The sequence below is a fragment of the Pseudomonas fluorescens genome, assembly GCF_902497895.1.
Taxonomy (GTDB): domain Bacteria; phylum Pseudomonadota; class Gammaproteobacteria; order Pseudomonadales; family Pseudomonadaceae; genus Aquipseudomonas; species Aquipseudomonas fluorescens_BP.
The window spans coordinates 1-22,027 of sequence record NZ_CABVHQ010000068.1 but is presented as its reverse complement, the minus strand read 5'-3'; the positions used below and the strand labels follow the sequence as shown (position 1 = coordinate 22,027).

Sequence of the window (22,027 nt, the reverse complement as noted above, 5' to 3'; positions counted from 1 at the left end):
GCTGCGGCTCTCTACGACCTCACCCCAGGTTGAGCCGCATCCAACTGTTAGCGCCGACGACGACGGATTGAAACGAGAAGTGCTGACCCATGCCGGCAACCGCTGGTCACTCGGTGTCGTCCATGCGTCAGGTGTCGCGGGAAAGATGCGGCATGCGGAGCTGAGCCGGCGGATGGGAGGCGTGACTCAGCGGATGCTGACCCGTACCCTCCGTCAACTCGAACGTGACGGTCTGATCGTGCGTCACGACCATCGCGAAGTACCGCCTCGTGTCGAGTATGAGTTGTCGGAGCTGGGGATGGGCCTGCTGGTCCATATGATTCCACTATGGACATGGGTAGTGGAAAACGCCGATGAATTGCGTGGTTCTCGGGCGAACCATGAGATCCGCAATCCTCAGTCTTCCTGAGCCACCAGACGCAGACCTTGGCGAGTGACTTGCTGGCCCACCACGAAGCGCTCGTTCGGCGAGCGCACGGTGCTGAGGTTGCCTTGAGCATCCTTGACTTCATAGGCGGTCCCTCCCTGGCCAGAGGCTTGTTGCGCTGCACCGCCCAGGAAAAAACCGGCACCGGCGCCCACCAGCGCACCTAGAGGACCACCGACTGCGCCGACCATCATTCCGGTGAGCGCGCCATAGCCTTTGCCACCGGTGGTGTCGGGGACTTCGCGAACCACCTGGTCGGCCATGCTCAGGGGAGAAAGAAGAAGAAGGCACAGGGAGAAACTGAGGGGAATGGAACGAGTCATGATGGCATCCTTGGTGGTTTCCTATTTGCTATAGGTACTACACAAAGCGTGCCAGTTTTTTTATACAACAAAATCAGTGGCTTATATAATTTGATGTCATATTGACTACTAGCAAATTAAGTCATATAGACTACTCACATTGTCAATATGACTACAATCTGACAAGATTCACTTCCCCCTGTGGGAGCGAGCTTGCTCGCGATGGCCTCAAGGACGACGCGTTAATCCAGAAAACACGCGTTATCGTTAACGTCCATCGCGAGCAAGCTCGGTCGGGGTTGTGGTCAAACCACCATCCCGTCCCGAGCCACCACCACTCCCGGTGGCAACGCGTTATCGGGCAGCCACGCATCCAGCGTGTGCCCGATGTGCGTCAACACCGCCAACTGCGGCTTCAACTCGGCGATGCAAGCCAATGCCAGATTGAGGTCGTTGTGGTTACGTGGTGACTGCGGTTGTGGCGCCATGGAGCAGTCCAGCACCAGCGCGTCCAACGGCTGGCGTTGCAGGAAGTCGCGAGTGTGCTCCGGCAGGCCGACCGTATCGGTCAGGTAGGCAATACGTCGCCCCTCGCCTTCCAGCAGGTAACCCAAGGTCGGTTTCGAATGCACCAAGGGTACAGCCGTGACGCGAAGTGCACCCAGTTGCCGGCTTTCGAAGGCGCTGAACGGCTGACTGAAATCCAGAATTCCCGGGTGTTTGTACAGGTCCGCCAAGCCCTCGGGATCCACCGGACCGTGCACCGGAATCACCAGCCCCTGCCCCCAGCGCAAGTGCAACAACCCTTGCGCATGATCCGCGTGGTAATGGGTCTGCAGAATGCCGTTGAAGCTACGCGGCGGGAAACGCTCGACCAGATCGGTGAGTCCCGAATCGATCAACCAGCGTTGATCAGCACACTCAATAAGCGCGCTGCATGGCCGACGGCGTAACCGTGGATCGGCCTGCGCGGCGGCACACGCGCAACACCCACAACCATAGACCGGTACCTGCCGCGCATCGCCAGTGCCCAACAGCGTCAGGCGCATGCCGCGTCCTTGCCGATCAGTTGCAGCAGGCGACCCAGGGTTTGCTCGATAGGCCCGGAGTTGTCCAGCAGCCGCAGTTGCTTGTCCTCGCTCGCCCTCAAGCTCGCGACGAAGTCAGCGTTGCGCGCCAAGCGTGCCTCGATCTCTGGCAAAGACTCGCGACCACGGGCCAACAGCCGCTGGCGCAATACCGGTTGATCCACCGTCAGCAATAGGGCGAGCAACACCGGATAACGCTCACACGCTTGAGGTAAATGTCCACGTGAGCCGTTTACCAGCACATCCAGCCCGGACTCCAGCCACCCATCGATTTCCTTCGGGATGCCATAGAACAGACCGTTGGCCTGCCAGCTCAAGGTAAACGCGCCCTGAGCCTGCAACGTTATGAACTCGTCGACGCTGACCGCCTGTGCGGCCTCGCCCACGGCTTGCGCCGAGCGGGTGATGACCCGCCGCACGATCCGGCAGCCCCGATCGACCAGCGGTTCGCGTGCAGCATCAAGCAGGCTGTCCTTGCCCGAACCGGAAGGTCCCATGAGATAGATCAACCTGCCGGCCATCAAAACACCCTCTTCGCTTGTCGCCAGACCTGCTGGATCACCGGCATGCCGTCCTGGTTCCTGGCATGGACCAGGTCGGCCCGCAAGCCGACGCGGATCTCGCCACGATCATTGAGCCCCGCCGCCCGCGCCGGTGCACGACTGACCATGCCCACCGCTTGGGGCAGATCACATTCATTGTCCTGCGCAGCGAGCATGAACGCCGCTTGCAGCAGGCTGGCGGGATAGTAATCACTGGAGAGAATATCCAGCAGCCCTTCTTTCGCAAGGTCAGCCGCCGCCACGTTGCCGGAGTGCGATCCGCCGCGCACGATGTTCGGTGCGCCCATCAATACGCTCATACCCAACCGATGGCTGGCGCGTGCGGCCTTCAGGGAGGTCGGGAATTCGGCAATGCTCATGCCCAAGCTGGCCGATTCCTCGACATGCGCCAGGGTCGCGTCATCGTGACTGGCAACCGACAGGCCACGGGCCAGGCAGTCCTCAACAATGGCGCGGCGATAACGGTCGCTGAACTCGCGGGAGTTGGCCACCTGGGTGAGGATGAATTCGTCCATCTGCACCGTTGTCAGGTGGTATTTGCCCATGTAGTACTCGCGGTACTTCGATTCAAGGGCGAATTGACGCTGGCCCGGCGAGTGGTCCATGACTGACACCAATTGCACCAGCGGGTGCTCCACCAGATCGCGGAACACGCTCAGGGTGTCCGGATGGCACAGCTCGCAACGCAAATGCAGCCGGTGTTCGGCACGGGTCAGGCCGGCGGCGTTGGCCGAGGCAATGGCTTCGAGCATCGCCGGCAGTTTCTGTATGCGCTTGCCCTTGGGGTTGACGTCACCGATCGACAACGCGTCGAAGACCGTGGTGATGCCCGCCGCGACGATTTGCGCATCATGGCTCAAGATTGCAGAGGTCGAGGGCCAGTCCACGCCAGGGCGCGGCATCATATGCTTTTCGAGGTTGTCGGTGTGCAGCTCGATCAGCCCCGGCAGCAGGTAGTCGCCGTGCAGGTCTTGCGCCTGTGGCAGACGGCTGGAGCTCTCATCTATGTTTGTGATCAAACCGTTGCGCACTACCACGGTGCCGTTGAACACCCGGTCTGCGGTGACGATTCGAGCGTTGCCAAGAATCTGTTCGGTCAGCATGGCAAGGCGTCCTTGGCAGTCGGGGTCATGTCGAGGTGGCGGTCGGCGACCGCTTCACGGGCGGCGCGGTCGTGAAAAATGCCGATCAGGGCGGCGCCTTCCGCTTTGGCTTCGCGCATCAGCTCCAGCACCACTTGACGGTTGGTGTCATCCAGCGACGCGGTCGGTTCGTCGAGCAGCATCAGCGGCCAGGTGACCATGAAGCCGCGCGCAATGTTGACCCTCTGCTGTTCGCCCCCGGAGAACGTGCCCGGCGCCAGTTGCCACAGGCGTTGTGGAATGTTCAGTCGCGCCAGCAGGTGTTCGGCCCGGGATTTGGCGTTGTCTTTCGACCAACCGCGCGCCAGGGCTGGCTCCATAACCACGTCCAGCGTCGCGACCCGCGGGATCACCCGCAGAAACTGGCTGACATAGCCCAAGGTCGTTTGCCGCACTTGCAGCACTTCACGCGGCTGCGCGCCGACCATTTCCAGCCATCCGCCTTCATGGCGCACGCGGATGCTGCCGCCCGCCGGTAGATAGTTGCCGTAAAGCGTGCGCAACAAGGTGCTTTTGCCGGCACCGGACTGCCCATGCAACACCAGGCATTCACCGGCGCTGACGGTAAAGTTCAGGTCGTCGAGCACGTTCAGGATCACACCGTTTTGCTGGTGCAGCGTGAAGATTTTCGAGAGGTTGCGGACCTCGATCAGCGTATTCATCAAGCACACCCCAAAAAGATGGCGGCGACCGGGGACTGCCCGGTCGGCGGTTGAATCACGGTTGCAGTACCGAGGACACCAGCAGCTGCGAATAAGGATGCTGCGGGTCGTCGAGGATCTGATCGGTCAGCCCGGCTTCTACCACCCGGGAGCGGCGCATCACCATCAGCCGGTCGGCCAGCAAGCGCGCAACGGCCAGGTCGTGGGTAACGATGACCACCGCCAGGTCCAGTTCACGTACCAGGCCTCGCAACAGGTCGAGCAAGCGTGCCTGCACCGACACATCGAGGCCGCCGGTTGGCTCGTCCATGAACACCAGGCGCGGGCCAGACACCAGATTGCGGGCGATTTGCAGGCGCTGCTGCATACCCCCGGAGAAGGTCCGCGGCAGGTCGTCGATGCGCAACGGGTCGATTTCTACCTGGCTCAGCCAGTCAATCCCGGCAGCTCGCAGCTGGCTGTAGTTGCGCTCGCCTTGGGCCATCAAGCGTTCGCCGATGTTGGCGCCGGCCGACACGCCCATGCGCAAGCCATCACGAGGATTTTGTTCGACGAAGCCCCATTCGGTGCGCAGCAAGGTGCGGCGCTCGGCTTCGCTGGCGCTGTACAGGTCGAGCCACTGGCCTTCTTTGCCGCGATAACCGATGGTGCCGCGGTCCGGCGGGCAACGGCCGCTGAGCAGCGATAGCAGGGTCGACTTGCCCGATCCGGACTCGCCGACGATGCCCAGCACTTCGCCGGGATACAGGTCGAAACTGACGTCGTCACAGCCTTTCTCCGGGCCATACAAACGCGACAGCCCCCGCACTTTCAGCAGCGGTTGCGCACGCTCCGCCTGACGGTTCTGCAAGGTCTGTTCAGTCTGTACTGACATGTTCATTGACCGGCCTCCTGTTGGCTGCTGAGCTGGGCGCAATAGTCGGTGTCCGAACAGACGAAGCTTTGGGTGCCGGCGTCGTCGAGGATCAATTCATCGAGGTAGGAATCGCGGCTGCCACAGATGGCGCAGCACTGTTCCCATTTCTGAATTTCAAACGGGTGGTCTTCGAAGTCGAGACTGACCACTTTGGTGTAGGGCGGCACGGCGTACAGACGCTTCTCGCGACCTGCGCCGAACAGCATCAGCGCCGGACTAATGTCGAGTTTCGGGTTATCGAATTTCGGGATCGGCGAAGGGTCCATCACATAGCGTTCGTCGACCATCACCGGGTAGGCATAACTGGTGGCGATGTGGCCGAAGGTGGCGATGTCTTCGTAGAGTTTAACGTGCATCACCCCGTAGTCGTTGAGCGCATGCATGGTCCGGGTCTCGGTTTCCGACGGTTCGATAAAGCGCAGCGGCTCCGGAATCGGCACCTGATAAACCATGATCTGATCAGCGTGCAACGGGGTTTCAGGAATCCGGTGACGGGTCTGGATCACGGTGGCTTCTGGCGTGCGTTCGGTGGTGGCGATCCCGGCGGTACGGGCGAAGAAGCGGCGGATCGACACGGCGTTGGTGGTGTCATCGGCGCCCTGATCGATGACCTTGAGCACGTCATCGTCAGCCAGAATCGCCGCAGTCATCTGCATGCCACCGGTACCCCAGCCGTAGGGTAGGGGCATTTCACGGCCACCGAACGGCACCTGATAACCGGGAATCGCCACGGCTTTGAGCAGGCCGCGGCGGATCATGCGTTTGGTTTGCTCATCGAGGTAAGCAAAGTTGTAGGCTTCGTCCCGCTCCGGGCGGACAGGCGTCACACGGGTCATTGGTTCTTCTCCTGCGCGACAGGCTTGCGCATCTTGCGGACCAGTTCCAGTTCGGACTGGAAGTCGACGTAGTGCGGCAACTTGAGGTGCGACACGAAACCGGCGGCCTCGACGTTGTCGCAATGGCTGAGCACAAACTCCTCCTGCTGCGCCGGCGATTCGATTTCTTCGTTGAACTCTTCAGCGCGCAGCGAACGGTCCACCAGAGCCATGCCCATGGCTTTACGTTCAGCGTGGCCGAAGGCCAGGCCATAACCGCGAGTGAACTGTGGCAGCTCTTTCCCTGAACCGACGAACTGGTTGACCATTTCGCACTCGGTCACTTCAATGCTGCCGATAGCAATCGGGAAACCCAGCTCTTGCGGCTCGATCCAGACCTCGACTTCACCGATGCGAATCTCGCCGGCGAACGGGTGATTGCGACCGTAGCCACGTTGCGTCGAGTAACCCAACGCCAGCAGAAACCCTTCATCGCCACGGGCCAAGGCCTGCAAGCGTTGAGCACGGTTGGACGGAAACTCCAGCGGATCGCGGGTGATGTCAGGCACAGCGAGGTCGTTGCCGGTTTCGTTCTTGATCAAGCCTTCTTTGGCCAGCAATCCCAGGACCCGCGGGCACGGTTCCAGGCTCGCGCCCTCTTCCACCTGCGGCCCGGGATATTCGCCTTCTGCCAACAAGGCGAAGTCCAGCAAGCGATGGGTGTAGTCAAAGGTCGGACCCAGCAATTGGCCGCCCGGGACGTCCTTGAACGTGGCCGATAGCCGACGGTTCAATTGCATGACCGAAGTGTCTATCGGCAGGCTGGCGGTGAAGCGCGGTAACGTGGTCCGGTAGGCCCGCAACAGGAAGATAGCTTCGACCAGATCCCCAGCCGCCTGTTTGATCGCCAGCGCAGCCAGTTGCTCGTCGTACAGCGAGCCTTCGGTCATGACCCGTGCGACCGCCAACGGCAGCTGCTGACGAATCTGTTCGACCGCCAGTTCTGCAATCGAGGTGTCGCCCCGGCGTTTTTTGGCCAGCAAACGGTGGGCATTGTCGATGGCCTGTTCGCCACCTTTAACGGCTACGTACATCAGGCATGCTCCTCGATTTCGGCGGGGCTGACGCGGGTACTGCGGGGCAAGCCGATGACGCTGTGGCCGGCAAGGAAGAACGCATCCAGTCCACGCGGAAAATCGTTGCGGGCGTCGCGCTCACTCCAAAAGCCGTCGGCCAAGGGCAAGGCCACCTGGTTTGCGCTCTGGATGCCGGGACCGCGCCACGTCAGGGGACGACCGCCCTCCAGTTGCGCCAACTGGATCAGTAAGGTGCAGGACTGATGGGGGTAGCGGTCATTGCCCAGGTCGAAGCCGCGCAGGTCGCTCAGCTCGCTGTCGTCAAGCAAGGCGAAGCGCGCCTGCTCACGGCTGCTGACAATCGGGCAACCACAGTGGAACGCCAGGTTGGCGCGAATGGTCGGCGTGTCGAATGCCGGTGCCAGCCACAGCGGGGTGTCCATGTCCAGCAACGCCAGGCACAGCGCGTAACTGGCCGGCGCCAAGCCATCCAGTGGCGCAGCCTGTACCAGCGGTTGAATAACGCCGGGGCCGGCCAACGCCTTGAGCGCGGCGCGGAAGCTGCGCACTGAATCCAGCACGGGGTCGGCGTAAGCCGGTAGCAGAAGGGTTGCACTCATCAGTCGTCTCCTCTGACCAGGGTGAAGAACTCAACCTTGGTCGCTGCGGTTTCAGCGTCTTTGGCAGCACGGCGCGATGCTTGCGCCAGGGCCATGGGTTCGATCAATTCACTCATCCAGTGCGCCTGTTTCGCGCCTTGGAGATGGGCGTCGGCCAGCGCGGCCAGTTCGGCGTGGGCCTTGTCGCGGCCGGCAACGTAGCTGTAACCGGTGCGCCCATCAGCCAGACGCACCACACACCGGGTGACGCTCATTTCGCCAATGTTGAATGGCGCACCGGTCCCGCCCATGCGACCGCGAACCAGGGTCATGCCGATTTCCGGGGCACGGATGAGCTGGTATTCGGTGTCGCGCAGGGCCGCTTCATGACGCTTCAACTCGGCACTGCGCGCTTGGGCGAGGACACCGATCCACTGTTGACGGGCAGCGTATTCGGCTACAGGAGCGGGATTCATCTTCGACATCTCCATCATGTGATGACCTGGTATTGGAAGCGGTCCGAACGGCTGGTGGACTGTGAAAGCTCCACCGGCTGACCGACTGCATCGCGGGAAAGGGTCAGTACGCTGAGCGCGGGCAAGTGCCGGGGCATCATGAGTAATCCCGCCTCCTCGCGGCTCGGCAAACGCGCACCGATCAGGCTGAAGGTGCGGGTCAGTGGCAGGTCGCGTTCGGCGAAAAACTGCCGCAGCGAACCGCCGGTATAGGCCGCCAACAGCTCAGTGCGGCTGGCGCAAAATCGGTGACGAATCAGGCTCACCGGTTGGTTGTCGATCAAGCGCAAGGTTTGCAGCTCAATCAGCGGCGCTTGATCGGCAAGGCCCAGATGCATGGCCTCGTCGCGACTCGCGAGACAGGTGCGACGCTTCAACAGCCTGGCTTCAACGCCGTGACCGAGGGCCGAGACGGACTGGCTGTAGGCGCTTTCGGCGGCCATTGGGTAAATCAGCGGGCGTTCCAGCACTTGCGTACCTTTGCCCTGACGCCGCAACACGCTGCCCTCGGAGACCAACTCGTCAATGGCACGCCGCACGGTGTGGCGATTGACGGCAAAGCGTGCCGCCAGGCGCGTCTCGGCAGGCAGGTAATCACCGGCCAGGTAATCACCCAGCTCGCGACGCAGGGTGTCGGCCAACTCGCGGTAAACGGGTTCGATTTGTCTAGACAACTGCATGGTTAAAAAAAGCGCCGTCAGGCACCCTCTCCGTCAAATGAACTGTTTGCGCAAGCGCTGCGACAACACGTCGATCAGGGTCACGACGCAGATAATCACCAGCAATATGGCGCAGGTTTGGGTGAACGCGAACGAGCGGATGTTCTCCCAGAGAATCACGCCAATCCCGCCAGCACCGACCATCCCGACCACCGTGGCCGAGCGCACGTTGGACTCGAAGCGGTACAGGGCATAGGAGATCCACAGCGGCATGACTTGCGGGATAACCCCGTAGATCACTTCTTGCAGCGCGCTCGCGCCGGTGGCACGCACGCCTTCGACCGGGCCGGGATCAATCGCTTCCACGGCTTCGGCAAACAGCTTGGCGAGCACGCCTGTGGTGCTGATCCACAACGCCAGAACACCCGCGAAAGGACCGAGGCCGACCGCGACCACAAACAACATCGCGAACACCATTTCGTTGATCGAACGGCAAGAATCCATGACTCGGCGCAGGGGTTGGTGGATCCACCACGGGGTGATGTTGTCCGCGCACAGAATGCCCAGCGGGACGGAACAGACAATCGCCAGGACCGTGCCCCAGAGCGCGATCTGAACGGTGACGAGCATTTCCTTGAGGTAGGAGCGCCATTCCTGGAAGTCAGGCGGGAAGAAGTCGGCAGCGAAGGTCGCCATGTTGCCGGAGTCTCGGTACAGCGCCAGCGGATTCATCTCGGCACCCTGCCAGGCCCAGGCCAACATGGCGAGGAACAGCCCCCACCCGACGTACTGTGGCCAGGTGCGTTTGCCGACAAGTTCGGCGTGTGCAACATGGGAAGTCATAAACGGCTCTCGAAAATCAACAACATTCAAAGGCAGCGATGACGCGACGCCCTCCCTGGCGCCCCGTCTGCCGGCATCAGCCAGCGCTGGCGGGGTTCTTTTTCTCAAGCTCGGTGATACGGTCTTGCAACTTGGCCAGACCAGCGTCGATCTGTTTCAGACGGGTCTCTTTTTCCTTGGCATCCAGGGTGCTGCTGGCCACGACTTCGTTGCGCTGCTTGAACAGTTCAAGCTGACGGATCGGCAACAACTGGTCGTCGGAGGACTTGAGGAACTTGCCCAACTGCATACCTTTGAGCACTTCTTTTTCGTGGTCGGTGGCACCGTAGGTGGCGAAGAAATCACGAATCCTGGTTTTTTCTACGTCGGTCAGACTCTTGCTCCAGACCATTGGGTCAGCCGGGATGATTGGCGACTTCCAGATCACTTTGAGCATCGCGGCTTTGTCAGGCTGAGTGACTTCCAGACGATCCCAGCTTTCGGTGTTGAAAGTGGCGACGTCGAGCTGACCTTTGGCTACGCTCAAGGCGTTCACTTCATGGCTGGAGTTGAGGGTGCGTTTGAATGCAGTGGCTGCATCGGCATGGTTCTTGGCGAACACGTAGTAGCCTGGTACCAGGTAGCCAGACGTGGAGTTTGGATCACCATTACCGAAGGTCAGGTTCTTGGCGTTCTTGAGCATGTCGTCAACAGAATTGATCGGGCTGTCCTTGCGCACGATCAACAGGCTCCAGTACCCGGGAGCGCCGTTGGCCGCCGAGGTCTGGGCGAAGATTTCGCCGTTGGAACGGTCCACCGCTTCCATCGCGCCCTTGTTGCCCAGCCAGGCAATGTCAACCTTGTTGAAGCGCATGCCCTGGATCAGGCCGGCGTAGTCGGATGCGAAAGTAGCGTTGACCTTCAGACCGGTCTTCTTCGACATGTCGTCAAGGAAGGGTTGCCAGATGCTCTTCAGGTTCGTCGAAGACTCAGTGGACATGAGGCCGAAGTTGATGACTTTCTCCTGCGCCTGAGCAGTGCCCAAGGCGCAGGTAGCCAGCAAAGCGGCAGACGCGAAAACGCGACCGATACGATTCAACATGGAAGGATTCCTGAGGTTGACGTTGGTGTTTGAATAGGAGAATCAGGCGCGGGCAAAGGCCAGCGTGGCGGGTGAACCGACGTTGCGAGCTTTGTCGGAGAACAACAGGCTGGTGTCCAGGTCCGCGCCATACAGGTCGTTGAGGAACGTGGGATTCAATGCGGACGCGGCGCCATCGAAGTGAATGCGCCCGGCCTTGAGGGCGATGGCACGCTGGCAATAGCGAACGGCGTAATCCACCTGATGCAGGGTCACGACCACGGTCTTGCCGTCGCGACGGTTGATGTCAGCGAGAATCTCCATGACCTTGCGCGCAGACTCGGGGTCCAGTGAGGCAATCGGTTCGTCGGCCAGAATCACTTCCGCACGCTGGGTCAAGGCACGGGCAATCGCCACACGCTGCTGCTGCCCACCGGAGAGCGTCGAGGCGCGCTGCTGGGCGAGATCGGCCAGACCAACGCGGTCCAGCGACTCCATTGCCCGCTGATTCTCTTGCGTGTTGAACAGGCCCAGATTTCCGCGCCAGCCCGGCATGCGACCCAGACAACCGAGCAACACGTTGTCCAGCACACTAAGACGATTGACCAGGTTGAACTGCTGGAAAATGTAGCCGATGTCAGCGCGCAAGCGACGGACATTGCCGTTGAGGTGGCCAGAGGCTTGCACTTCACGACCCAACACCTGGACGCTCCCGCCGTTGTTACGGTCGCAACGGGCCAGGCCCGCCATATGGCGCAACAACGTGGACTTGCCGGACCCGGAAGCGCCAATCAGCGCGACCATTTCACCGGGTTGTATAGACAACGCAAGATCAACCAACGCGGTCTTGCGAGCAAAAGTCTTGTTCAGACGGTCGACATGGATAGCTGCGTTCATGGGCTTCTCTGTCTGGTTGAACAGCCTATGCATGGCTGCGTTCGAAGTGCGACCGAGATTAGAGACCGGGTGTGTCAGACCCATGAACCGTGCATGACAATATGGTGGCTATTAGTTGACGGTTTGAAGCGCAGGTCGCTTTAGCCTGGCCCGTGACGGAACGCGCTGCTTGCCCGGTTGCCAAGGGCGCCAACTCTCTTTAATAGCAGCGGGGACGCGCTACTTGAGCCCGCCGAACCGCCGATAGAAACTTTCTCCCACGTCCGGCAACGGCCCATCGGCGGTTTCCAGCGCGCTGTTCAGCCACTCCTCGGCCTTGGCGTAGATCAACCGGTAAATATTGCGGCACAACTGTCGGGCAGCTCGCCCTTCCCAATCACCGGGCAACAACTCGTCCGGCAACTGCGGGTCGCGCAGCAGCAGTTTGCGGTATTCATGAATAAGCAGGACCCGTGCCAGGAAGCAGTCGGACGGATCCAGATTCTCCTGCTCGCGAAGCGCCTGCCAGAGCGGTCGGAACAGCTGAATGAACTCGCTGTAATGGGCCGCCAGTTCCTCGATGTTCCAGCTCTCGCGCACCTGCAAGCGCAAGGCCTTGGAGGCCAGCACGTCCTGGGCAGTGGTTTCGAAGAGGATCGTCTCTTCCTGGGCGCCGAGGTCGAGCAAGGTCGCGTTGACATCGGCCCGGTCGCTGCGCGGGCAAGCCAGCACCACCGGCGAAATCGCACCAAACCCTTGCCACTCGAGTTCTTCGCGCACTTGTTTGCGCTTGTCCTGAGTCAGTTGCGTGAGCATCACCAGGCACCAGGAACCATCCCAGGCTGGCACGGTGGAGCTGTAGACCCGCTTGAAGGCCTTGTCGAAACGCCGCCGACCGGCGCCGGTCAGGCTGTAGTAGCTGCGCCGCCCGACTTTCTCGGAGGTCAACCAGCCTTCCTTGGTCAAGCGAAAGATCGAGGTGCGGATCAGCCGCTCGTTGATGCCGATCGGTTCCAGCAACTGGATCAGGCTGCCCAGCCAGACCGTGCCGCCATGGGGCTCGATGGCATCCCCGTACAAGGTAATGATCAGGGAGCTGGCGCGAATCGGCGTCTGCTCCTGAAAGCGGGTAATCAGATGGTTCAAGGGTGTCAGGGACGACATGGGCGTACCGAGCTGGAAAAAAGGAGGAAATATACCGGTTTCGGGAGGGACTGGCTTTGTCGTCGTCGTCGTCGTAGCAGCTGCCGAAGGCTGCGTTCGAGCGCGAAGCGGTCGCAATTCAGGCGATGGGTTCTTCCTGGAAAAACGCGGTTGCCGGTTTTACGACCGCTTCGCGGCCGAACGCAGCCTTCGGCAGCTGCTACGACGGGGTACTTGCCATTCATTGTGTCGAGCCCTTGGGTCGCAGACTGCTGTCGCTGATGCGTGGGCGATCGGGTTCCGGTTCGCTCAGCGGTTCGCAGACTTGCATCTGCTCAAGGCAGCGCCGGGTCAGTTGTTGATACTCGCGGGTCCCCGCCTGCTTCCACGATACCTCCTCATCGCTGAGGGTGCGTTTGACGCTGGCCGGCGCGCCCACCACCAGGGACTGCTCGGGGCATTCGAAACCCGCCTTGACGAAAGCCGCCGCCGAGACGAACGAGCGCGGGGCGATTCGCGCATTGTCCATCACCACCGCATTCATCCCCACCAGCGCATCGGCGCCGATCCGGCAACCGTGCAGCACCGCGCCATGACCGATATGGCCATTGCGTTCGACCACGGTGTCGCTGTCCGGGAAACCGTGCATCACGCAGGTGTCCTGCAGGTTGGCGCCCTCCTCCAGGACGATCCGGCCAAAATCCCCGCGCAGGCTCGCCAGCGGCCCGACATAACAATTCGCGCCGATAATCACGTCGCCGATCAGCACGGCCGATGGGTGAACGTAAGCACTGGGGTCAATCACCGGGGTCAGGCCATCAAGGCTGTAGCAGGTCATGGGCGTTCCTTTATAAGCAGTGCAAAGGGCATTTCGCAAAGCGATGCGAATCGAGGTCTATTTTGTATCACATCGCTTTATCGGCACAAAGTACAAAAAACCGTATCGCTTGAAAAAAACCCTTCAAGGTAGCCCGACACCCCCTTCAAAACCACGACTTAAGTCAATAAATACGGCAAATAAGCACCTCTTCAAGCGCCTTTAAAGCCAAAGCGCAAAAATAAAAATCCTGCCAACAAGACACATTAAAAATACTTTGCTATTGCATTTTCGTATCACGTTACAGGTATACTCGGGCAAAACCGGCCTACCTGGCCGATCCAATAATGAGCCGGCATTACAGCCGAGCGTGCACCGAGGGCATCCGCCATGCCTCAGACCCTTGCTGTCGAGTTTCTCGAGCCAGGCGTCCGCCTGATTACCCTGCAGCGCCCACAAGCGTTGAATGCCCTCACCACCCGGTTATTGGGTGAATTGGCTGCCGAACTGAGCGCCGCACAAGCCGATCCAGAGACTCGCGTCGTGGTCCTGACCGGCAGTCGCAAAGCCTTCGCGGCCGGCGCTGACATCAAGGAAATGGCCGAACGGGATCTGGTCGGCATTCTCGACGATCCGCGCCAGGCCTCCTGGCAGAGCATCACCCACTTCAGCAAACCACTGATCGCCGCGGTCAACGGCTTCGCCCTCGGCGGTGGCTGCGAACTGGCGATGCACGCCGACATCATCATCGCAGGTGAAGACGCCCGCTTCGGTCAGCCGGAAATCAATCTCGGGATCATGCCCGGCGCCGGCGGAACTCAACGCTTGCTGCGGGCTGTCGGCAAATCCATGGCCATGCAGATGGTCCTGACCGGCGAGCCGATCGACGCTCGCCAGGCTCAACGCGCCGGCCTGGTCAGCGAAGTCACCCAACCGGAACTCACCGTCGAACGCGCCTTGCAGATTGCCCGCAGCATTGCCGGCAAGGCCCCGCTGGCCGTGCGCCTGGCCAAGGAAGCGCTGCTCAAGGCGATGGACACCGACCTGGCCAGCGGCCTGCGTTTCGAACGCCATGCCTTCACCGTCCTGGCCGGCACCCGCGACCGCGACGAGGGCATTCGGGCCTTCCAGGAAAAACGCCCGCCGACCTTCACCGGGCAATAAGCCGGCCATCCGCCACCGAATTCGAACGACCTCTTAGAGAGCGCCATAACCATGAACTTCGAACACATCCTGTTTTCCATCGAGGCCGGCGTCGCCCTGCTCAGCCTCAACCGGCCCGACCAACTCAACAGCTTCAACGCCCAGATGCATGGCGAAGTGAAGGAAGCGCTGAAACAGGTCCGCCACAATCCGGACGTGCGCGTCTTGCTGCTGACCGGTGAAGGCCGCGGCTTTTGTGCCGGGCAAGACCTGAGCGAGCGCAATGTCGCGCCGGGCAGCTCGGTGCCGGATCTGGGCGAGTCGATCGAGAAGTTCTACAACCCGCTGATCCGCCAGCTGCGCGATCTGCCAATGCCGGTGATCTGCGCGGTCAATGGCGTGGCGGCAGGGGCTGGCGCAAATATTCCACTGGCCTGCGACCTGGTGCTGGCGGCGCGCTCCGCCAGCTTTATTCAAGCCTTCTGCAAAATCGGCCTGATCCCCGACTCAGGCGGCACCTGGACCTTGCCGCGCCTGGTGGGCATGGCCCGCGCCAAGGCCCTGGCCCTGCTCGGCAATCGCTTGAGTGCCGAGCAAGCCGAGCAATGGGGGCTGATCTACCGCTGCGTGGAAGACGCTGAACTGCGGGATGAAGCCTTGACGCTTGCCCGTCACCTGGCCACCCAACCGACTTACGGTCTGGCGCTGATCAAGCGCAGCCTGAACGCCAGCCTGAGCAACAGCTTTGACGAACAGCTTGAGCTAGAGAGAGACCTGCAACGCCTGGCTGGGCGCAGCGAAGATTACCGTGAAGGCGTCAGCGCCTTTATGGAAAAACGCAGCCCAAGCTTCAAGGGACGCTGAGTCATGAGCGCACTGAACACCAATGCTCGCATCGCAGTGATCGGCGCTGGCGCCATGGGCGCAGGCATCGCCCAGGTCGCCGCCCAGGCCGGCCATCCGGTGCTGCTGCTGGACAATCGCCCCGGCGCCGCCGCCCAGGCCATTGAGGGTATCGACCGGCAATGGGCTAAACGGGTCGACAAAGGCAAGCTGGCGGCCGCAGCGCGCACAGCAACCATCGCCCGTCTGCAGGCCGTGGAAACCATCGAAGCCCTGGCCGATTGTGAGCTGATCATTGAAGCCATAGTCGAGAACCTGGAAGTCAAACGTGCCCTGTTCCGGCAGGTGGAAAGGATCTGCAGCGAGCACGCCATTCTGGCCAGTAACACCTCTTCACTGTCGATTACCAGTATCGCTGCACAGCTGAACCGTCCAGAGCGTCTGCTCGGCCTGCACTTCTTCAACCCGGCGCCGATCATGGCGCTGGTGGAAATCGTCTCGGGCCTGGCCAGCGATCCAGCCTTGGCTGAATGCCTATATGACACGGCCAAAGCCTGGGGCAAAAAACCGGTGCATACCCGCTCCACTCCCGGTTTTATCGTCAACCGTGTGGCCCGGCCGTTCTATGCCGAAAGCCTGCGCCTGCTTCAGGAAGGCGCCGCCGATTGCCCGACCCTGGATGCGCTGATGCGTGATGCCGGTGGTTTTGCCATGGGCGCCTTCGAGCTGACCGACCTGATCGGCCATGACGTCAACTATGCGGTGACCTGTTCAGTGTTCGACGCCTGGTACGGCGATACCCGTTTCCAGCCTTCGCTGATCCAGAAAGAACTGGTGGATGCCGGACGCCTGGGGCGCAAGAGCGGCCATGGCTTTTACAGCTACGCCGAAGGTGCCCAGCGTGCGCAGCCCGCGCACATCAGTAGCGACGCCGCCATCGAAAACTGCGTCGTGGAAGGTGATCCGGGCATCGCCCAGGCGCTGATCCCGCGCCTGCGCGAGCACGGCGTCGAGATTGTCCAACGTGATGGTCCAGGTCTGCTGCGCGTCGGTGACGCGGTGCTGGCCTTGAGCGATGGGCGCATGGCCAGTCAGCGGGCCAAAGAAGATGGCCTGCGCAACCTGATCCTGCTGGATCTGGCGTTCGACTACGGCAAGGCCGGCCGGATCGCCATCAGCTGCTCGGCAGACACTTCCCAATCCGCCCTCGAGCAAGGCGTCGCGCTCCTGCAGCGGGCCGGACTGCAGGTCAGCCTGCTCAGCGACAGCCCGGCACTCGCAGTACTGCGCACGGTCGCGATGCTCGCCAACGAAGCGGCCGACGCCCTGCAGCAAGGCGTGGCCTCGGCCAGCGACATCGATCTGGCGCTGCGCGCCGGGGTCAACTATCCCCAGGGGCCACTGGCCTGGGCGGATGCCATCGGGCTTCCACACATCCTCAAAGTGCTGGAAAACCTGCAAGCCAGTTACGGCGAAGAACGTTATCGGCCAGCGCTGTTGTTGCGCCGTCGGGTCGCTGAAGGAAGGACTTTCCATGACTAACCATGAAGCAATGAATCTGGCCAGCAGCTGCGCGCAAGCCATGTTCGAGCGCGACACCGCCAGCCAGGCAATGGGCATGCGCCTGCTGTCGGTGGCGCCAGGCGCAGCACGTGTGGGCATGAGCGTGCGCGCCGACATGATCCAGAGCCACGGCACTTGCCACGGTGGCTATCTGTTCGCCCTGGCCGACTCGGCCTTTGCCTTTGCCTGCAACAGCTACAACGAAGCCACCGTGGGCATCGGCTGCAGCATCGACTACATCGCCCCGGCGCGCCTGGACGACACCTTGAGCGCCGACTGCATCGAGCAAAGCCGCTCCGGGCGCACCGGCAACTACGACGTGCGCATTGAAAACCAGCAGGGCCAGTTGATCGCCCTGTTCCATGGCAAATCCTACAAAGTGCGCGGCGCTGTGCTGGCGCAGGAGAACCCGAATGAATGACGCCCTGATCATCGACGCGGTGCGGACCCCGATCGGCCGCTACGCCGGAGCCTTGAGCAGCGTGCGCGCCGACGACCTCGGCGCGGTGCCGCTGCGCGAACTGCTGCGACGCCACCCGCAGGTCGACTGGAGCACGGTCGATGATGTGATCTACGGCTGCGCCAACCAGGCCGGCGAAGACAACCGCAACGTCGCACGAATGTCGGCACTGCTGGCCGGATTGCCGGTCAGCGTGCCGGGCACCACCCTCAACCGTCTTTGCGGTTCCGGGATGGATGCGATTGGCAGCGCGGCCCGGGCAATTCGCTGTGGCGAGGCCGGGCTGATGCTGGTGGGTGGCGTGGAATCGATGTCCCGCGCACCGCTGGTTATGGGCAAGGCCGAGCAGGCGTTTTCCCGTCAGGCAGAAATCCATGACACCACCATCGGCTGGCGCTTCGTCAATCCGCTGATGAAAAAAGCCTTCGGCGTCGACTCCATGCCGGAAACCGCGGAGAACGTCGCCGAACAGTTCAATATTTCCCGCGCCGATCAGGACGCCTTCGCCCTGCGCAGCCAGCAGCGCGCCGCCGCAGCCCAGGCCAGCGGTCGTTTTGCCAGGGAAATCGTTGCGGTAGAAATCCCCCAGCGCAAAGGCCCGGCCACAGTCGTCGAGCATGACGAGCATCCCCGTGGCGACACCACCCTTGAGCAGCTGCAAAAGCTCTCCACGCCGTTCCGTGAAGGCGGCAGCATCACCGCCGGCAACGCGTCCGGGGTCAATGACGGTGCCTGCGCGCTGCTGCTGGCCAGCCCGGAAGTCGCCAAACGCCACGGGCTGACCGCTCGCGGCCGGGTGGTAGCCATGGCCACTGCCGGGGTCGAACCGCGGATCATGGGCATCGGCCCGCTTCCGGCAACCCGCAAGGTGCTGGAACTGGCCAACCTGAGCCTGGCCGACATGGACGTGATCGAACTCAACGAGGCCTTTGCCGCCCAGGGCCTGGCGGTGTTGCGTGAACTCGGCCTGAGTGACACCGATCCCCGGGTCAACCCCAACGGCGGTGCGATCGCCCTCGGTCACCCGCTGGGCATGAGCGGCGCGCGGCTGGTAACCACCGCCCTGCATGAGCTTGAACAACAGAAGGGCCGCTACGCCTTGTGCACCATGTGCATCGGAGTCGGCCAGGGCATCGCACTCATCATCGAACGTCTACCCCACTAAAGAATCGCGATTCCCGGGGAGCCGAGAGGTATCCTTGGGGCATGCACTCTAAGCGCTTCATTAAAAGCGCTGAAACATAAAAACAATTCGAGTGAAGTCATGAACATGCCAATTGCCAAAGCTGTGCTTGATCCACAACTGGATCCACTGGAAACCGCCAGCATCGACGAGCTGCGTCAGCACCAGCTCGAACGCTTGCGCTGGAGCCTGAACCACGCGTACTTGAACGTGCCGCTGTATCGTCAGCGTTTCGATGCGCTCGGCGTGCACCCGGACGACATCAAATCCCTGGACGATCTGGCGAACTTCCCGTTCACCACCAAATCCGACCTGCGGGACAACTACCCCTACGGCATGTTCGCCGTGCCGATGCATGACGTGGTGCGCCTGCACGCCTCCAGCGGCACCACGGGCAAGCCGACGGTGGTGGGCTATACCCAGAACGACATCGACACTTGGGCCAATGTCGTCGCGCGCTCGATCCGCGCGGCGGGCGGCCGGCGTGGCGACAAGGTGCATATTTCCTATGGCTACGGCCTGTTCACCGGCGGTCTCGGCGCCCACTACGGCGCCGAACGCCTGGGCTGCACGGTGATTCCGATGTCCGGCGGCCAGACCGAAAAGCAGGTGCAGCTGATCAAGGATTTCCAGCCGGACATCATCATGGTCACGCCGTCCTACATGCTCAACATCGCCGATGAAATCGAGCGCCAGGGCATCGATCCGCACAAACTGGCATTGCGCCTGGGTATCTTCGGCGCCGAACCCTGGACCGCCGAACTGCGCAGCGCCATCGAGGCGCGCCTGGGGATTACCGCCCTGGACATCTACGGCCTCTCGGAAATCATGGGCCCGGGCGTTGCCATGGAATGCGTGGAAAGCAAGGACGGGCCGACCATCTGGGAAGACCATTTCTACCCGGAAATCATCGACCCGATCACTGGAGCAGTGCTGCCGGACGGTCAGATGGGTGAGCTGGTGTTCACCTCGCTGAGCAAGGAAGCCCTGCCGATGATCCGCTATCGCACCCGCGACCTGACGCGTCTGCTGCCGGGCACCGCCCGGCCAATGCGGCGCATCGACAAAATCACCGGACGCAGCGATGACATGCTGATCATTCGCGGAGTCAATGTGTTCCCGACCCAGATCGAGGAGCAGGTGCTGAAGGTCAAGCAGCTCTGCGAATCCTACGAGATCCACCTGTACCGCAACGGCAATATGGACAGCGTCGACGTGCATGTCGAACTCAAGGGCGAGCATCAGCACATGAACGATGCACAGCAAAAAGCCGTGTGTGCAGAGCTCAGCCGGCACATCAAGAACCACATCGGCATCAGCTCGCGGATCGTGCTGCAACCGTCCTTCTCGATCAAACGCTCGGAAGGCAAGGCATGTCACGTCATGGACAAACGTTCGAAAGCATGACTGCTGCACCTTTATAGCCCCGCTTTGGCGGGGTTTTTTTTTGGTTCTTCCGAGGATCTCGGGAGGGTGTACATATCCGTTTCTGCGGTAACGGCTACTTAGGGTTCCGCCCTTACGGCGGGTCACTTTGGAAAAGCCCCAAAGTAACCAAAGGGCTTTTGCCCCGCCATTCGGTGCCTCGCCTAGGCTCGGCATGCCCTCACTCCGGCATTGCTCCGGGGGCCCGCCGCGATCGGCCATCCATGGCCGGGCGCGGCTAGCTCGGCATCCATGCCGAGCTGCCCCCTGCGCAACGCCTGCGTTCGGCCTCTGGGAAAGGGGCAGACAGATCAAGATCAAAAGCAAAGCAAAGCAAAGCAAAGCAAAGCAAAGCAACGGCAACGGCAACGGCAACGGCAAGATCAAAAGATCGCAGCCTTCGGCAGCTCCTACACAGGCCGAGCGTTAGCTCGCCTGCAGCTTTTGATCTTGATGCACCGCCCCCTCGAGAGGCCGAGTGGAGGTTCTGCGCAGTGGGCAACCCGGCATGGATGCCGGGTTAGCCGCCCCCGGCCATGGATGGCCGATGGCGGCGGGCCCACGGAGCAGGACCGGAGCGAGGGCATGCCGAGCCTAGGCGAGGCACCGAACGAAAGGGGCAAGAGCCCTTTGGTTACTTTGGGCTGGGCCGGCACTCCGGCTCTTTTCCAAAGTGACCCGCCATAAGAGCGGAACCCTCAGCAGCCTTTACCGAAAAAACGGATATGCACACATAACCCTTGCCCGCAAAAACACCATTCATCCCAAAGCGATACAAAAACACATGCGACACGTTATTTTGTGTTTGATATTAATTTCTGTATCGCTTATAAAGTTCTCCATGCCTTCGAACAGATTCATGGCGGGAGATACCACATGTACGCACAGCTTGTAGAAACCGGAGTTAAGCGCATCAAGGACCTGTCGGAGATGTCCGAACAAGAGCGCACCTTCCAGGAAAAAATCGATTCAGAAATCAAGATCGAAGCCAAGAACTGGATGCCAGATGCCTATCGGCAAACCCTGATTCGGCAAATCTCCCAGCATGCCCACTCGGAAATCGTCGGCATGCTGCCCGAAGGCAACTGGGTCACCCGTGCGCCCTCGCTCAAACGCAAACTGCAACTGATGGCGAAGATCCAGGACGAAGCCGGTCATGGCCTGTATCTGTACAGCGCCATGGAAACCCTCGGTGCCGACCGCGATGAAGAAATCGCCAAGCTGCACAGCGGCAAAGCCAAGTACTCGAGCATCTTCAACTACCCGACGCTGAACTGGGCCGACATGGGCGCGGTGGGCTGGCTGGTGGATGGTGCGGCGATCGTCAACCAGGTGGTGCTGCAGCGCACCTCCTATGGCCCCTACTCCCGGGCCATGGTGCGGATCTGCAAGGAAGAGAGCTTCCACCAGCGCCAGGGCTACGAAATCCTCCTGACGATGATGCGGCATGGCAATCAGGCGCAAAAAGACATGGTCCAGGACGCGATCGACCGCCTCTGGTGGCCGGCGCTGATGATGTTCGGGCCAAGCGATGAACACTCGCCCAACAGCGCCCAATCCATGGCCTGGAAAATCAAGCGCCAGAGCAACGACGAACTGCGCCAGCGCTTCATCGACCAGACCATCCCGCAACTCGAACTGCTGGGCTGCACCTGCCCGGATCCGGAGCTGACGTGGAACGCCGAACGCGGCCACTACGACTTCGGCGAGATCCAGTGGAACGAATTCTACGAAGTGCTCAAGGGCAACGGCCCGTGCAACCAGGAACGTGTCGCCACTCGCCGCAAAGCCATTGAAGACGGCGCCTGGGTCCGCGAAGCCGCGGTCGCCCACGCCCGCAAAAAACCAAACAAGAACGCCGCCTGAATCGCACACCGGTAAACCCTGTAGGAGCTGCCGAAGGCTGC

24 protein-coding genes are annotated in these 22,027 nt (G+C 61.4%); 8 read left to right on the top strand and 16 right to left on the bottom strand.

Annotated elements, in window-relative coordinates:
• The first annotated feature begins 1 nt into the window (after position 1).
• Positions 2-409: a winged helix-turn-helix transcriptional regulator gene (locus F8N21_RS25105; protein ID WP_150644700.1), complete on the top strand. Its 408-nt coding sequence runs from the start codon at positions 2-4 to the stop codon at positions 407-409.
• Here the strand turns inward: F8N21_RS25105 and F8N21_RS25100 are convergent.
• From F8N21_RS25100 to paaY, 16 genes are all read right to left on the bottom strand, one after another.
• Positions 397-750, bottom strand: coding sequence for a hypothetical protein (locus tag F8N21_RS25100; protein WP_150644692.1), 354 nt, complete (start codon positions 748-750; stop codon positions 397-399). The genes F8N21_RS25105 and F8N21_RS25100 overlap by 13 nt on opposite strands.
• Before the next feature lie 284 nt (positions 751-1,034).
• Positions 1,035-1,778 carry a phosphonate metabolism protein PhnP gene (phnP, locus tag F8N21_RS25095; protein ID WP_150644691.1) on the bottom strand — a complete coding sequence of 248 codons (744 nt, stop codon included), beginning with the start codon at positions 1,776-1,778 and terminating at the stop codon, positions 1,035-1,037.
• Positions 1,769-2,338 carry a phosphonate metabolism protein/1,5-bisphosphokinase (PRPP-forming) PhnN gene (phnN, locus tag F8N21_RS25090; protein WP_150644690.1) on the bottom strand — a complete coding sequence of 190 codons (570 nt, stop codon included), beginning with the start codon at positions 2,336-2,338 and terminating at the stop codon, positions 1,769-1,771. Before phnN ends, phnP begins: the two co-directional genes overlap by 10 nt.
• Positions 2,338-3,483: an alpha-D-ribose 1-methylphosphonate 5-triphosphate diphosphatase gene (locus F8N21_RS25085; protein WP_150644689.1), complete on the bottom strand. Its 1,146-nt coding sequence runs from the start codon at positions 3,481-3,483 to the stop codon at positions 2,338-2,340. Before F8N21_RS25085 ends, phnN begins: the two co-directional genes overlap by 1 nt.
• Positions 3,477-4,184, bottom strand: coding sequence for a phosphonate C-P lyase system protein PhnL (gene phnL, locus F8N21_RS25080; RefSeq protein ID WP_150644688.1), 708 nt, complete (start codon positions 4,182-4,184; stop codon positions 3,477-3,479). Before phnL ends, F8N21_RS25085 begins: the two co-directional genes overlap by 7 nt.
• A 55-nt stretch (positions 4,185-4,239) precedes the next feature.
• Positions 4,240-5,058, bottom strand: a complete 819-nt coding sequence (gene phnK / locus F8N21_RS25075; RefSeq protein WP_150644699.1) for a phosphonate C-P lyase system protein PhnK — start codon at positions 5,056-5,058, stop codon at positions 4,240-4,242.
• Positions 5,059-5,060: 2 nt separating this feature from the next.
• Positions 5,061-5,936 (bottom strand): alpha-D-ribose 1-methylphosphonate 5-phosphate C-P-lyase PhnJ, encoded by an 876-nt coding sequence (locus F8N21_RS25070; RefSeq protein WP_150644687.1) that lies wholly within the window; start codon positions 5,934-5,936, stop codon positions 5,061-5,063.
• Positions 5,933-7,009 (bottom strand): carbon-phosphorus lyase complex subunit PhnI, encoded by a 1,077-nt coding sequence (locus F8N21_RS25065; RefSeq protein WP_150644686.1) that lies wholly within the window; start codon positions 7,007-7,009, stop codon positions 5,933-5,935. The genes F8N21_RS25070 and F8N21_RS25065 overlap by 4 nt, the downstream gene beginning before the upstream one ends.
• The gene (gene phnH, locus F8N21_RS25060) at positions 7,009-7,611 is read right to left on the bottom strand and encodes a phosphonate C-P lyase system protein PhnH (RefSeq protein ID WP_150644685.1); all 603 of its coding nucleotides are present in this window, start codon (positions 7,609-7,611) and stop codon (positions 7,009-7,011) included. Before phnH ends, F8N21_RS25065 begins: the two co-directional genes overlap by 1 nt.
• Entirely contained in the window at positions 7,611-8,066 is a 456-nt protein-coding gene (gene phnG / locus F8N21_RS25055) for a phosphonate C-P lyase system protein PhnG (protein ID WP_150644684.1), read from the bottom strand. Before phnG ends, phnH begins: the two co-directional genes overlap by 1 nt.
• Positions 8,067-8,080: 14 nt before the next feature.
• Positions 8,081-8,785, bottom strand: coding sequence for a phosphonate metabolism transcriptional regulator PhnF (phnF, locus tag F8N21_RS25050; protein WP_150644683.1), 705 nt, complete (start codon positions 8,783-8,785; stop codon positions 8,081-8,083).
• Positions 8,786-8,818: 33 nt separating this feature from the next.
• On the bottom strand, positions 8,819-9,607 hold the full coding sequence (phnE, locus tag F8N21_RS25045) for a phosphonate ABC transporter, permease protein PhnE (protein WP_150644682.1): 789 nt from the start codon (positions 9,605-9,607) through the stop codon (positions 8,819-8,821).
• 76 nt (positions 9,608-9,683) lie between these two features.
• Positions 9,684-10,688 carry a phosphonate ABC transporter substrate-binding protein gene (gene phnD, locus F8N21_RS25040; protein WP_150644681.1) on the bottom strand — a complete coding sequence of 335 codons (1,005 nt, stop codon included), beginning with the start codon at positions 10,686-10,688 and terminating at the stop codon, positions 9,684-9,686.
• Positions 10,689-10,730: 42 nt separating this feature from the next.
• Positions 10,731-11,564, bottom strand: coding sequence for a phosphonate ABC transporter ATP-binding protein (phnC, locus tag F8N21_RS25035; protein ID WP_150644680.1), 834 nt, complete (start codon positions 11,562-11,564; stop codon positions 10,731-10,733).
• A 219-nt stretch (positions 11,565-11,783) separates the two neighbouring features.
• Positions 11,784-12,707: a phenylacetic acid degradation operon negative regulatory protein PaaX gene (gene paaX / locus F8N21_RS25030; protein WP_150644679.1), complete on the bottom strand. Its 924-nt coding sequence runs from the start codon at positions 12,705-12,707 to the stop codon at positions 11,784-11,786.
• A 220-nt stretch (positions 12,708-12,927) separates the two neighbouring features.
• Positions 12,928-13,524 (bottom strand): phenylacetic acid degradation protein PaaY, encoded by a 597-nt coding sequence (gene paaY, locus F8N21_RS25025; protein WP_150644678.1) that lies wholly within the window; start codon positions 13,522-13,524, stop codon positions 12,928-12,930.
• 369 nt (positions 13,525-13,893) lie between these two features.
• Between paaY and paaF the strand changes: the two genes are divergently transcribed.
• From paaF to paaA, 7 genes are all read left to right on the top strand, one after another.
• Complete coding sequence (gene paaF / locus F8N21_RS25020) at positions 13,894-14,667, top strand: 2,3-dehydroadipyl-CoA hydratase PaaF (protein ID WP_150644677.1); 774 nt, start codon at positions 13,894-13,896, stop codon at positions 14,665-14,667.
• A 51-nt stretch (positions 14,668-14,718) separates the two neighbouring features.
• Positions 14,719-15,510 carry a 2-(1,2-epoxy-1,2-dihydrophenyl)acetyl-CoA isomerase PaaG gene (gene paaG / locus F8N21_RS25015; RefSeq protein WP_150644676.1) on the top strand — a complete coding sequence of 264 codons (792 nt, stop codon included), beginning with the start codon at positions 14,719-14,721 and terminating at the stop codon, positions 15,508-15,510.
• Positions 15,511-15,513: 3 nt separating this feature from the next.
• Positions 15,514-17,031 (top strand): 3-hydroxyacyl-CoA dehydrogenase PaaH, encoded by a 1,518-nt coding sequence (paaH, locus tag F8N21_RS25010; protein ID WP_150644675.1) that lies wholly within the window; start codon positions 15,514-15,516, stop codon positions 17,029-17,031.
• On the top strand, positions 17,024-17,473 hold the full coding sequence (paaI, locus tag F8N21_RS25005) for a hydroxyphenylacetyl-CoA thioesterase PaaI (RefSeq protein WP_150644674.1): 450 nt from the start codon (positions 17,024-17,026) through the stop codon (positions 17,471-17,473). Before paaH ends, paaI begins: the two co-directional genes overlap by 8 nt.
• Positions 17,466-18,677, top strand: a complete 1,212-nt coding sequence (pcaF, locus tag F8N21_RS25000; RefSeq protein WP_150644673.1) for a 3-oxoadipyl-CoA thiolase — start codon at positions 17,466-17,468, stop codon at positions 18,675-18,677. Before paaI ends, pcaF begins: the two co-directional genes overlap by 8 nt.
• Before the next feature lie 99 nt (positions 18,678-18,776).
• Positions 18,777-20,102, top strand: coding sequence for a phenylacetate--CoA ligase PaaK (paaK, locus tag F8N21_RS24995; protein WP_150644672.1), 1,326 nt, complete (start codon positions 18,777-18,779; stop codon positions 20,100-20,102).
• A gap of 894 nt (positions 20,103-20,996) precedes the next feature.
• Entirely contained in the window at positions 20,997-21,986 is a 990-nt protein-coding gene (gene paaA / locus F8N21_RS24990; RefSeq protein WP_150644370.1) for a 1,2-phenylacetyl-CoA epoxidase subunit PaaA, read from the top strand.
• Positions 21,987-22,027: the final 41 nt, after the last annotated feature.